Origin of the sequence: Sphingobium sp. (assembly GCF_032153725.1) — a bacterium.
Taxonomy (GTDB): domain Bacteria; phylum Pseudomonadota; class Alphaproteobacteria; order Sphingomonadales; family Sphingomonadaceae; genus Sphingobium.
Window position 1 is genome coordinate 1 of the sequence record NZ_JALDYQ010000036.1, and the last position, 12,046, is coordinate 12,046.

At 62.0% G+C, this 12,046-nt stretch carries 9 protein-coding genes; 6 read left to right on the plus strand and 3 right to left on the minus strand.

The annotated features are described in order from the left end of the window. Positions 1 to 1,033: hypothetical protein (locus RUH75_RS12920; RefSeq protein WP_313806527.1), on the plus strand; the 1,033-nt coding region annotated here is incomplete at its 5' end. A gap of 553 nt (positions 1,034 to 1,586) precedes the next feature. Here RUH75_RS12920 and RUH75_RS12925 read toward each other — a convergent pair. The 3 genes from RUH75_RS12925 to RUH75_RS12935 all read right to left on the minus strand — a co-directional run bounded on the left by RUH75_RS12925 (position 1,587) and on the right by RUH75_RS12935 (position 6,107). Next, positions 1,587 to 2,285, minus strand: coding sequence for a TetR/AcrR family transcriptional regulator (locus RUH75_RS12925; RefSeq protein ID WP_313806529.1), 699 nt, complete (start codon positions 2,283 to 2,285; stop codon positions 1,587 to 1,589). 70 nt (positions 2,286 to 2,355) lie between these two features. Then, positions 2,356 to 3,798 carry an MFS transporter gene (locus tag RUH75_RS12930; RefSeq protein WP_313806591.1) on the minus strand — a complete coding sequence of 481 codons (1,443 nt, stop codon included), beginning with the start codon at positions 3,796 to 3,798 and terminating at the stop codon, positions 2,356 to 2,358. 23 nt (positions 3,799 to 3,821) lie between these two features. After that, on the minus strand, positions 3,822 to 6,107 hold the full coding sequence (locus tag RUH75_RS12935; RefSeq protein WP_313806531.1) for a TonB-dependent receptor: 2,286 nt from the start codon (positions 6,105 to 6,107) through the stop codon (positions 3,822 to 3,824). A 189-nt stretch (positions 6,108 to 6,296) separates the two neighbouring features. Between RUH75_RS12935 and RUH75_RS12940 the strand changes: the two genes are divergently transcribed. Genes RUH75_RS12940 through RUH75_RS12960 form a run of 5 tightly spaced genes read left to right on the plus strand, consistent with a single transcriptional unit; the run spans position 6,297 to position 11,985 of the window. Next, positions 6,297 to 7,841, plus strand: a complete 1,545-nt coding sequence (locus tag RUH75_RS12940) for a N,N-dimethylformamidase beta subunit family domain-containing protein (RefSeq protein WP_313806533.1) — start codon at positions 6,297 to 6,299, stop codon at positions 7,839 to 7,841. Position 7,842: 1 nt separating this feature from the next. After that, positions 7,843 to 9,111, plus strand: coding sequence for an aminotransferase class III-fold pyridoxal phosphate-dependent enzyme (locus RUH75_RS12945; protein WP_313806535.1), 1,269 nt, complete (start codon positions 7,843 to 7,845; stop codon positions 9,109 to 9,111). A 56-nt stretch (positions 9,112 to 9,167) separates the two neighbouring features. Continuing rightward, complete coding sequence (locus RUH75_RS12950; RefSeq protein WP_313806537.1) at positions 9,168 to 9,998, plus strand: transketolase; 831 nt, start codon at positions 9,168 to 9,170, stop codon at positions 9,996 to 9,998. Further along, entirely contained in the window at positions 9,995 to 10,993 is a 999-nt protein-coding gene (locus RUH75_RS12955; protein ID WP_313806539.1) for a transketolase C-terminal domain-containing protein, read from the plus strand. Before RUH75_RS12950 ends, RUH75_RS12955 begins: the two co-directional genes overlap by 4 nt. Positions 10,994 to 11,025: 32 nt before the next feature. Further along, positions 11,026 to 11,985: an alpha/beta hydrolase gene (locus tag RUH75_RS12960; RefSeq protein ID WP_313806541.1), complete on the plus strand. Its 960-nt coding sequence runs from the start codon at positions 11,026 to 11,028 to the stop codon at positions 11,983 to 11,985. Positions 11,986 to 12,046: the final 61 nt, after the last annotated feature.

The window sequence follows — 12,046 nt, forward strand, 5'->3', positions numbered from 1 at the left end:
GGCAGGAGGGGCCGCCTCGATCCTGTCGTTGGTGGTGTTTGGCGGTTTCGTCTCTGCACTCTGTTTCTTCATAGCTGGCGGAATGGCTTGGTCTCGATCCTTTCGGGAGCGGAGAGCGCAGGGCAAACCCACTGTGGGCAACAAGGCACGTTTGCTGCTTGGCGGCCTTATGACTGCTTTGGCCGTCATTATGCTCCCCAAGGGTGCGGATACGGCTTCCGAAAGTAAGGCGCGCGCCAGTGCGGAAGCCGCTGCCGCCATGCAATGCGATTTTGGATCGCATAAGACAGAGGCGGATTTTGCAGCAAATAGTGACGTTGAGTTGCGTTCGGCTCCCAAGGCGAACGCGGCGACCGTGCCGTGGAAGGTTGGTGATGAAACTGTTCCCTTCCCCATGGAGGAGGGGCACACCGTCCGCGAACATTGCCGGGTTGGAGACTGGTCGAAAATCCATACTCCCACGAGCAGCGATGTTCCGCGCCTTTATGGATGGGTTCCCTCGTCATCCCTGCGTAAGGTCAAAACGGCCGCCGATGGACGGCGCGTTTACACCGAGGCGGATTTCGACTGGCCGGAAGGCAGCGCGGGGCTGCGAGCGGCGGCTGTGAAAGTCATGAACCGGATCATGGAACAGCGCCGCGAATGTGAGGCTCTGGATCACCAATCCCTTGTTCTCAATAAGACCACCAAGGGGAAGGTTTTCTCCGTTCCCTGCTTTACCGCTGGAGAGATGCTGTCCTTCGATTTCGTAGCTGCTGATGCGACGAACGGACGTAGCTTTGCCAAGGTTGCTCCCATGGAAGAAACCGATGCCGTTGTAGCCTGTCGGAGCGCAGTCCTGAGCAATGCCACCCATCCGTCCACGGTGGATTTCCCACTGGGATATGACTTCCGCGCGGGAGGAGAGGGACGGACGCAGGTGTTGATGTCGGCGACCGCGAAGAACGCCTTCAACTTGGAATTGAAGTTCAAGGTTCACTGCGATTTCAACGGAACCGAACTGACCGATTTCGGGATGTCCGAAGCCCAGTGAAGAGAGTGTAGATCGTAAGGATAAATGCAGGGGTGGAACGACCAAGCCACTGATTTAATTGAAAACGTGGCTGCGCTTCCACCCTAATCCCTACACCCTTCACGCCAAAAAATTTTGCTCCTTGTTATGTAACACAGGGCTGATACACAGAGAGACGTAGCAAAGCTAAAAAATGGCGGATTTCCGTGGGTATTGGCTCGTTTATGCCTTCCCCCCTCGGCTCCACCAAGAAACCCCGCGATTCCGCGGGGTTTTTTTTGGGTTCGATTCCCCTGCGGACGTCTGCGGACGGATTTGAACAATGCCGAAATTAGGCTCATGGTTAGGGTCGATTTTTCAAAACCGGCTCACACTTCTTTAGGGCTGAGCTTATCACCCTGTCCAAATTTCCGGCACCACCTCACAAGCGCCCCTCACGCCGCCTCAACGTTCACCGCCACACCGAGAACCGCAAAATATTCCGACGCCCCGGGTCATACGGCCGATCGAGACACCATGCTTCGCAGCCCGATCGCGCAAAGTCGAGCTGATAATATCCAGCCAACAGGGTGCGTTAATCGGCAGTTCCCGCGCCGTCCTGCGGGACACCGCCGGCGGGCGAGGAAATCGAGGCCGGCCGATGATCATAGGTGCGGTGAATATCGTCGATATAGAGCGTCACGGCCCTGCATGTCGCTTCGACCAGGCGGTTCGCTTCTTCCTTCGGTTCCTCCAGCGCCATCTCGATCGCCATGTACGACATTTCAATGCTCATCTTGCTGCATATCTGAAGCTCATCGAACGGAATATTGGGATAGATGCGTGCAAGAGCGATCGCCTGATGCTGGGCGACGTTGTTCCTCGATGAGATGCGGACGTCCTTCAGCATCGGTATGGCGCGCAGCGCCCGGGTGATGGCGATGTTCCCGGGAAAGCTCCGCGTTATCTCGATGATGCGGTTCACGACCTCGACCGATTGCCTGACGCGGTCGTCAACAGTGCTTCCCGGGGCTCCACCCGCATCCATCGACGCGATCGCCGCTTCGTCCTGCGCCTTCATCAGGCGGTCGCCAAGCTCCCTCAGGATCGCATGCTTGTTGGGGAAGTAGCGATAGAGGGCAGGTGGGGAAAGTCCCGCCTCCTTGCAAACCAGATTGGTCGTCAGTTGCTCGAAGCCGATCGATTCAAGCAAACGTCCGGCCGTCTGGACGATCAGTTCGAACGTATCATAGCCCCGGTTCTGACTCGGGCGGGTTTTGGTGGACAGTTCCATATTCTTCATCGGGCCACCTTATCATGTGGAGGCAATGGCGCCGCAAGCTCGAAGGCGCGTTGGAGGATATTCATCTGGGCTTTGACACCTGTTCCGTGGTCCCGCCCCTGACGAGGAACAATCCCGCCCATCCGATCAGCAGCAGAATGGCGACCGGCACCAGTCCTGCCCGTTGCGAAGAATAGGCCGCTGTGAAGAAGCCCACGAGCATGGGGCCGATCCAGCCTGTCGTCGCTGCCGTAAACGCCGACAGGCCGAAGAACGCACCCACCTTGTCGGGCGGCGCCAGCCGGACAAGCAGCGTCCGCGCCGACGACCATGCGGCGATCTGGAAGAGGAACCCGACGAATGCGATCGTCAGATAGACGATTTCCGGGGCGGTGGCGAAGATAGGGCTGTCCCAAAGCGCCGGCACGTCGCCTTCGGAAAATCGCCAGAGGTAGAGTATCTGTGTCGCGGAGGTTCCGAGCATGCCGAGCAAGGTGATCAGCGTGCCCGCGATCTCGATCTGGAGCGCGCGTTTGGGACCCAGCGCCTTGTCCAGCCAACTGGCAAGTGCCCCGGCGCCCATCCCGGCGACGGTTCCGAACAGGCCATAGACCAGCATCTCGATCGTGCCCCACCGCATGACCCCTGCGGTGTAGACGCCGCCAATCGTGAGCAGCACCGTACCGGCATCCTGCGACACAGTGCGCACCACCATATAGGTCATGACATCGCGATGGCGGCGGGCCTCCCGGAACAGCCCGGCCAGGTTCGCCACCGCATCGCGAATGGTAGCCGCTCCGCGCGCCGTTGCCCGAGGCGTGTCGCGGGCGAACAGGAACAAGGGGATCGCGCCGATCGCGAAGGATAAAGCGACGATCGGCGCGACAATGCGCGATGGTTCGTGCGCCAGCGGATCGAGGCCGAGCAACGGGGCATCGGGAATGCCGAAGCCATGGACGCTGCCCGGCAAGGCAAAGGCCCACAACACCAGCGCGGTCAACAGGAAGGACGTTCCATTGCCGAGCGAAAGCGCCAGTCCCGATGCGGCCGATCGCTGGCTCGGCTGAACCGCTGCCGGCAGCATCGAGGCGAAGACCACTTCGGACATGGTATAGAGTACGCCGACGGCGACCAATATGGCCATGACGACCGATATCGGCAGCCCGGCATTGCCTGGTGCGGCAAACCATAAGCAGGCGATCAACGGCACGACCAACATCGTCAGCGCGGCCAGCAAGGGCTTTCGGGGTCCGATCATGTCCACCATCGCGCCCAGGATCGGCGCGATGACCGCGATCGCCAGTCCGCTGATCTTGCCGATCGTGGCCACGGCTGCCTGTCCGGCAACCGCATCGGACACGAGGACGGTCGCGAAATAGGGCATGAAGATGAAGCCGCCGACCAGGCCCAGATATGGGTCGCGGAAGCCCTGGTAAAGCGCCCAGCTCAATGCGCTTCTGGTCAGTTGGCCGGTCGCTCCGGCCCGATCGGCCGGAGCATAAGGTGGCACGGAGCGGACGCTCATTTCTTCCACGGTCGCTCCTCTGGTCAGAAATGGAAGCGGAGGAACGCGCCATAGGTTCGCGGCGGAGCGTAGCTCAGCAGATCGATCCCGAGACTGTCTATGGGACCAAGGCCGGCGAAATAGACCTTGTTGGTCAGGTTCTTCCCCCACGCGCCCAGTTCGACATTGCCGCCCGGCAGCGCATAGGCGATTTCTCCGTCGAGCAGGAACATGTTGCCGTCGCTGAGCCGTTCGCGCTGGGTGCTGTCGAAATAGACCTTGGTGCGGTACGACATGTCGAGCCGCGGAGTGATGGCGCTATCCCTGCCCAGATCGATCCGGTATCGAATGCCTCCGGTGATCGAAAGACGCGGGGCATGCGGCATGCGATTGCCGGTATAATCGTCCGACCCGATCGATATATATGTGCCGTAATTGGCGTGGATATAGGCAATACTACCGTTCAGGCTGAGGTTCCTGACCGGCGTGGCCGTGATTTCGAGTTCGCCGCCATATATTTTGGAGTCGGCCGCATTGTCGAGCACCTGGACCGTCAGGCCATTGCGCTCCACCAGCGAAAAGGCCTGGATGTTCCTGTAGTCGTAATAGAAGGCGGAGGCGTTGATCCGGAGATGCCGGTCGAACAGGTCCATTTTCGACCCGATCTCATAAGCGTTGACGGTTTCATTCTTGTACGGGGCGAGTTGCGACGGATCGTCGGCCGATCCTCCGAAGAAGCCGCCGCTCTTGTAGCCCCGGTTGAAGCTCGCATAGACGTTCAGATTATCGTCGAACTGGTACCGCAGTCCCAAACGGCCGGAAAAATCACCAAAGGTCTTGGCGTCGTCGACGATGAACTGGACGATCCCTTCCGCCTTGCGGACATAATGGAATTGCTTGGCATCGGCGGAATATCGCAACCCGGCGGTGGCGACGAGCTTGTCGGTCAGCTGGTAATCGACTTGCCCGAATGCCGCATAGCTGTCGGTCGTCTGGCGGGTCGGATTGGTGAAGACCGCAACGAAATTCGGGATGCTGGCGCCGGAAGGATTGGCAGGCGAGACGAAATATGGGCGATATATCCTGAGCAGGTCGGTCACATTATCGGTCGTGACAATCTCATGTTCGTAAAAGCCACCGAGCACCCAGGTCGCCCGGCCGCTGGTGCCCTGCAGGCGAAGCTCTTGCGAGAATTGCTTCTGGGCGCTGATGTAGTTGATCTCAACCATCTGCAACGGGCTGGCATCGGTGTTCTCAAGGTTGTTGCGCTTGACCTTGGAATAGGCCGTGACCGAGACAAGCTCGACATTGCCCAGCTTGCGATTGACAGTCCCCGACACGCCCCAGAGATCGATCCTGTCCTTGCCCTCGATGTTCGAATTGATGCTGAACGGGTTGGGATCGGTTTCCGCATAGCCGACCGCATCGGTGCACTGGCCGCTATAGTAATAGGCTGGCGCGCACAGGCCATCGGGTCCGGTCGCCGCCGCGCTCTGCGGGAACAGGGGACGCGATTTGGGCTGGCGCGCGCCGCCCCTGTTCCAGAACCGGTTCGCGCTCAGCGTGATGTCGGTTTCCGAATCCGGCGTGATCAGAAGTGTCAGGCGTCCGGCATAGCGGTTGGCATTGTTCACCCGGTCGCCGCCATCGCGATTGACCGTATATCCATCGTCGCGCGTCACCGTGCCAGCGACGCGGTAAGCGACGAGGCCGTCGATCAACGGTCCGCCGATACCCGCAGTCGCGGAAAGCTGATTGAAGCGGCCATAGTCGAACGAGAAGTCGGCCGTCCGATCGAATGTGGGCTGTTTGGAGGTGATGTTGATCGCGCCGCCCGTGGTGTTGCGGCCGAACAGGGTGCCCTGCGGGCCGCGAAGCACCTCGATCTGCTGGAGATCATAGAATCCGGACATCTGCGCCAGCAGCGAACCGATATAGACTCCGTCGACATACATTCCGACGCCGCTCGACGAGGTTGCGTTGAAGTCGCTCAGTCCGACTCCGCGGATGAATATCTTGGGGTTGGCCGCCGCGTCCGCATTGGTGATGCGCAGGCTGGGCGCGAGATTGTTGAGATCGGCGATGTTGCCGATGCGCCGCTGCTCGATGTCCTTGCTGGCAAAGGCCGTGAGCGCGATTGGCACATTCTGACTCTTTTCCTTGCGACGCTGGGCGGTCACCACGATGTCGCCCAGTCCGCCGGACGTTTCGCTCGCCGTGGGACTCGCCTCCAGGGCGGAATTGGCATCCGGCGGCGGTGCGGCCTGCGCGTGCGCTTGAGAGGAAACGGCGGTGAGGGCGATCGCTGCCCCGGTCAGAAATTTCGTCATATCATTCCCCTAATCTGTCAGTTGTTCAAACTCCCGGAACCGTTCCGTTTTTGTGGCTTTATATCGATAGCTAAAACTACTGATTGACGACGGATATCACTACTGTTAGGGCATGACAACCCAGATTATATGGGATTTATCTGTCATTCTGTTTAATAGTTATAAATACTGAATTTGCGGAGGGCACCGATGACCGCTTTCTATGCCGACCGTCTCAGCGCTCGGCCAGGCGATACGATCACCCTGTTCGGCTCGACATCGTCGGGACCGTGCCGATTGACCGTCGAGCGGGTCGGCCAGGCCCGTCACGCGGTCCTGGTGCTCCCGGATATCCGGATCGGCGATCATGCCACGCCCGACGAAGCGGACACCGCCGGCTGCGGATGGCCAGTGGCGGCCGGCTTCGATGTCGGCCGGGACTGGCCATCGGGCTATTATGATCTGGTCCTGACCGACGCGGCGGGCGCGGAATGGCATCATCCTCTCTGCGTGCGGCCGCCGGCCGGGAAACGTACCGCGAGGGCGCTGCTGGTGCTCGCGACCAACACCTATCACGCCTATAATTATTGGGGCGGCCGGTCGGCCTATTGCGACGTCGCCGGCCTGATGAGCGGCCGGAAGCCCATCGCCGAGGCGATGGCGGGCGCGATCGGCGTCCTGTCGACGCAACGTCCCTTCTCGCAACCGATCGTCGCCGGACCCGCGGATATGCCTCGCCTGGTCAATCTGCGCGCCCGCGGGTTCGAAGAGCAGCCCTGGGCCGGTGATCCGAGCTGGCGGCTATATGCGAGTTCGACGCCCTATGACGGGTCGGCGGGCTATCTCAACAAATGGGAGCACGCCTTCGTTGCCTGGGCCGAAGCCGAAGGGATCGCGCTCGACTACGCCACCGACCGGGATCTCGACATCGACCCCAATGCCCTCGACGGCTACTCCGCCGTGCTGCTTGTCGGGCACAGCGAATATTGGACCGGCGCTGAACGCGACGCGCTGGATGCCTTTGTCGATGCGGGCGGCAATCTCGCGATCTTTTCGGGCAATACCGGTTTCTGGAAAGTTCGGTTCGAGGACGACGGCAATAGGTTCGTCTGCCACAAATGGCGTGGTTTTGAAGCCGATCCGGCAGCGATCGCCGATCCGGCGCTTGGCACGCATCTCTGGTCGCACAAGGCGTTCGGCCGGCCCGAAGCTGCGCTCACCGGCCTGAGCTTCATCTTCGGCGGCTATCACCGCCTCGGCATGTGCGTATCGCGCGGGCAGGGCGGCTATACGATCTACGATGACCGGCATTGGGCACTGGCCGGAACCGATCTGTTCTACGGCGACATCATGACGGGTGACCTCCCGCTGCTCGGCTACGAAAATGACGGATGCCGGTTCATATTCGGCAGCGACGGGCTGCCGAAACCGGTGGCGGCGCTGGGCGTGCCGGAGACTCTCGAAATCATCGGGATCGCGCCCTGCGCGTTCGGGGAGTCGCCTGACAGCCCCTATCGGCCGATCATTCCCCCGGAGAAGCTGGATGTCATTGCCCGCGATGTCTTCGATGGCCGGGTACGGCCGGACGATCCGGGATTGCTCCGCGGACATGCCGTGATGGCATCGTTCAAACGCGGGCAGGGCGAAGTGTTCAATGGTGGCACCACGGAATGGGCGCATGCGCTGGCTGCCCGCGATCCGCATGTGACGCGGATAACCCAAAACGTGTTGCGCCGTTTCGGTGTGGAGGAATAAGATGACGACCAATTTGCCAAGCAACGACAGGGCGCTGCGCGAGCGTGCCGCAGCCGTGATCCCCGGGGGCATGTACGGCCACCTTTCGACAGTCCTCCTTCCCGATGATTATCCGCAATTCTTCGACCGCGGCGAAGGCGCCTACATATGGGATGCCGACGGCACCCGTTATCTCGACCTGATGTGTGCCTACGGGCCCAATCTCTTCGGCTATGCCGTCGAGAGCGTCGACGCCGCCGCGATTGCCGGAATCCGCCGGGGCGACCCACTGACCGGGCCGTCCGAATTGATGGTCGAACTCGCTGAGCAGATGGTCGGCATGGTTTCGCACGCCGATTGGGCGATGTTCTGCAAGAACGGGACCGACGCGACCACCATGGCGCTGATGACGGCGCGGGCGCAGACCAAGCGCAAGACCGTCGTGCTGGCAAAGGGAGCCTATCACGGCGCGGCGCCGTGGTGCACGCCCCGGCCAATGGGCACGACGGCGGAGGATCGCGCCAACCAGATATTCTGCACGTACAACGACATCGCCAGCCTTGAGGAGGCGGTGGCCAAAGCGGGCGACGATCTCGCTGCGATCTTCGCCGCGCCATTCAAGCACGACAGCTTCGTCGATCAGAGCCTGCCCGATCCCGCTTATGCGCGACGGGCGCGCGAGCTTTGCGATGAGGCTGGCGCGATGCTCGTGGTCGACGATGTTCGCGCCGGCCTTCGCATCGCGCGCGATTGCTCGTGGTCGGTCGTCGGCGTGAAGCCCGACCTGTCGACTTGGGGCAAGGCGATCGCCAACGGGCATCCGATCTCGGCGTTGCTTGGCGCAGACACCGCGCGGGAAGGAGCGCAATCGATCTATGTGACGGGGTCGTTCTGGTACGCCATGGCTCCGATGGCGGCCGCGCTGGAGACTCTCCGGCTGGTCCGCGAAACCAACTACCTCGAGAAGACCGAAAGGCTCGGGCAGCAACTCCGTGATGGCCTTCACGACAGCGCGGGCGCCCACGGGTTCAGCCTGCGCCAGACAGGTCCGGCGCAGATGCCGCTCATCATGTTCGACGAGGACCCCGACCTGCGTCTTGGCTTCGCCTGGGCAAGCGAGATGCTGAAGCGGGGAATCTACATGCACCCCTGGCACAATATGTTCCTGTGCGACGCGATGGATGAGGACGACATTTCCGCTGCGATCAACGCTGCTGACGGGGCATTCGCTGCCCTGAAACGTCAGCGTCCGACGCTGGGGCCGGTCACCAAGCTCGCAGCGTTCGCATAAGCAATAGCAACAATGAGGAACGACGATCCCATGCTGATTGTCGAGGGAGGATTCGAATGACCCGCAACGTCCCGAGCGTGCCGGAGTTGGAACAACGTGCGCAAAACCTTCGGCGGCACGTGGTGCGCATGATCCAGAAGGTGAAGGTTGGCTATCTGCTGCAAGGCCTTGGTGCGGCAGATTTGTTCGCGGCGCTCTATCTCGGCGAATTGCGGCTCGACGCGGACCAGCCGAATTGGTTCGATCGCGATCGCCTGCTTCTCTCCACCGCGCACAACACCGCGATCTTCTACGCGGCCTTCGTCGAGGCGGGCCTGATCCCGCCAGAGGCACTCGGCACCTATACCGACGACGGATCTCCGCTGGAGGTGAACGCATCTGAACGGCTCGGCACAATGGTGGAGGCGACTTGCGGATCGCTGGGGCAGGGCCTGTCCGTAGCGATCGGGATGGCCCTGACTCTGCGTCGTAGAGGATCGAACAGCCGGGTCTATGTGGTGCTCGGCGACGGCGAACTGCAGGAGGGGCAAGTCTGGGAGGCGGCATTGTCCGCCGGCGGCTTCGGTCTCGACAATCTCTGCATGATCATCGACCGGAACTATCTCCAGGTCGAAGGCCATACCGACCAGGTCGTGGCGATGGATCCGATCGGCGCGAAATTCGAAGCCTTTGGCTGGAACGCGATCGATATCGACGGGAATAATATGGCCGACATCGTGCAAGCCCTCGATTCGGCCCGTGCGACGAAGGGCGCTCCGACGGTGATCGTCGCGGAAATAGTCCCGGGCGCCGGCATCCCGTTCCTTGAAGGGCAGATGGCCCACGTGGCTTTCCTCTCGCCCGAAGATGGCGAGCGGGCATTGGCTATTCTGGAGGAAGCGGCATGAGCGAAGTACAAACCCTGTCTCACGGCCTTGGCGGCTTCGCCGACCTCCGCCACTGGCACGAAACCTTGAACGCGCGCTCTTATGGTCACGCGCTGCTGGCGGCCGCCAGGGCGGACGAGCGGATCGTCTGCCTGGGCGCGGATCTCAGCCAGCCGACCCAAACCCATCTGTTCCGCGACGCGCTGCCCGATCGCTTCTTCATGCTCGGCATCCAGGAAGCGAACATGGTCGGCGTCGCGGGCGGCATGGCGCGCACCGGCGATATTCCTTTCGCGCACAGCTTCTGCGTGTTCATCACCCGGCGTGTCTTCGATCAGATTGCGATGCAGGCCGCCTATCCGAAGCTGCCCGTCAAGCTGGTGGGCTTCATGCCGGGTCTTACGACCGAACTCGGCGTCTCCCATCAGGCGATTGACGATATCGCTCTGATGCGCAGCCTGCCGAACATGGCGGTGATCGAACCTGCCGGCCCGGCGCAGATCGGCGCGGCGGTCGCGGCTGCTCTCGACTATGACGGGCCGGTCTATCTGCGGTTGGAGACGAGTTGGGCCGAGCCGGACGAGAGCGAGCCGCTGATGCCGTTGACCCTCGGAAAAGGCCAGGTGCTGCGCGAAGGCGAGGATGTCGCGATCCTGGCGAGCGGCCTGATGGTTGCGCAGGCCCTCCAGGCAGCGAATATGCTAGCCGAAGGCGGTGTAAGCGCCAGCGTGGTGAACATGGCGTCGATCAAGCCGCTTGATCGCGATCTGGTCATCCGGCTGGCGCGCAGTCATAAGGCGATGCTGACGGCGGAGAACCATTCCATAGTCGGGGGCCTTGGCGCTGCGGTTGCCGAAACCCTGGCGATCGGCGGAATCGGGCTCAGCTTCGCGATGATCGGCATCCAGGACGTGTTTGCCGAAGGCGCGAGCCTCGACTATCTGCTCGACAAGCACAAAATGAATGCCTCGCACATTGCATCGAAGGCGCGCCAACTGCTGTGCGGGATGGGCTGACGGCGGATAGCCGACGGAGGGAGAGAGCGACGATGACGACACGCCACCTGGTCGATCCCGAAATCGCGCCGCTGATCGACCTGCTCCCGTGCCTCGACCTGGAATCCGCGTCGATTGCCCATATTCGCGCCGCGGCGGCGGAGAGCTATGCCTTCCTGCCACCGCCCGCGATCGCGCCCGAAGAGGTGCATATCCCGTCTATCCACGGCGGACCCGAGATATTGGTGCTGCTCTATCGACCAAAGATCGTGCGCCCCGACGCGGGCGCGATCCTGCATATTCACGGCGGCGGCATGGTGATGGGATCGGTGCGGGAGTTCCAGTCGGCGCCCGCCACGCTCGCGCAGGCCGCGGGGGTGCCGGTCGCGTCGGTCGACTATCGCCTTGCGCCTGAACATCCCTTTCCGGCGCCGCAGGAGGATTGCCATTCCGCGCTGACATGGCTTGCGGATCAGGCCGATGCGCTTGGTTTCGACGCGACGCGGATCGTGGTTGCGGGCGAGAGTGCGGGCGGGGGGCTTGCCGCGGCGCTCGCGATCATGGCGCGCGATCTTGGCGGCCCGGCGATCGCGGGACAGCTCCTGACCTATCCCATGCTCGACCATCGCACCGGCGGCGACGCCTGTCCCCATCGGAACCCGGCAACCGGCGAGTTCATCTGGACGCGCGCGAACAATCGCTTTGGCTGGCGATCGCTGCAAGGCGGTTACGCAATCGACGATGCGCGGCGCGGGTGGTTTTCGCCTAGCCTCGCCGAAGACCTGTCGGGCCTGCCGCCCGCCTATATCGCCACCGGCAGCCTCGACCTCTTCTTCGATGAGAATCTCGATTATGCGCGGCGGCTGAGCGCCGCAGGGGTTCCGGTTGATCTGCACAGCTATGCCGGGGCGATCCACGCCTTCAACGCCGTCCTCACCGCCGGGCTGTCGCAGCGTTTCAACGCCGGGTTGCTCGCCGCGGCGGCAGCGATGACGGCTCCGGCGAGCGGCTGAGGGCGATTAGACGTTGTGCGCAAAACCGGTTTCCACTTTTGCGCACGATGCCCTATTCCTT

Excerpts from the sequence above, each read along its gene's own strand:
- RUH75_RS12925 (WP_313806529.1), bottom strand. The coding sequence starts at position 2,285 with ATGGAACTGTCCACCAAAACCCGCCCGAGTCAGAACCGGGGCTATGAT.
- RUH75_RS12930 (WP_313806591.1), bottom strand. The coding sequence starts at position 3,798 with ATGAGCGTCCGCTCCGTGCCACCTTATGCTCCGGCCGATCGGGCCGGA.
- RUH75_RS12935 (WP_313806531.1), bottom strand. The coding sequence starts at position 6,107 with ATGACGAAATTTCTGACCGGGGCAGCGATCGCCCTCACCGCCGTTTCC.
- RUH75_RS12940 (WP_313806533.1), top strand. The coding sequence starts at position 6,297 with ATGACCGCTTTCTATGCCGACCGTCTCAGCGCTCGGCCAGGCGATACG.
- RUH75_RS12945 (WP_313806535.1), top strand. The coding sequence starts at position 7,843 with ATGACGACCAATTTGCCAAGCAACGACAGGGCGCTGCGCGAGCGTGCC.
- RUH75_RS12950 (WP_313806537.1), top strand. The coding sequence starts at position 9,168 with ATGACCCGCAACGTCCCGAGCGTGCCGGAGTTGGAACAACGTGCGCAA.
- RUH75_RS12955 (WP_313806539.1), top strand. The coding sequence starts at position 9,995 with ATGAGCGAAGTACAAACCCTGTCTCACGGCCTTGGCGGCTTCGCCGAC.
- RUH75_RS12960 (WP_313806541.1), top strand. The coding sequence starts at position 11,026 with ATGACGACACGCCACCTGGTCGATCCCGAAATCGCGCCGCTGATCGAC.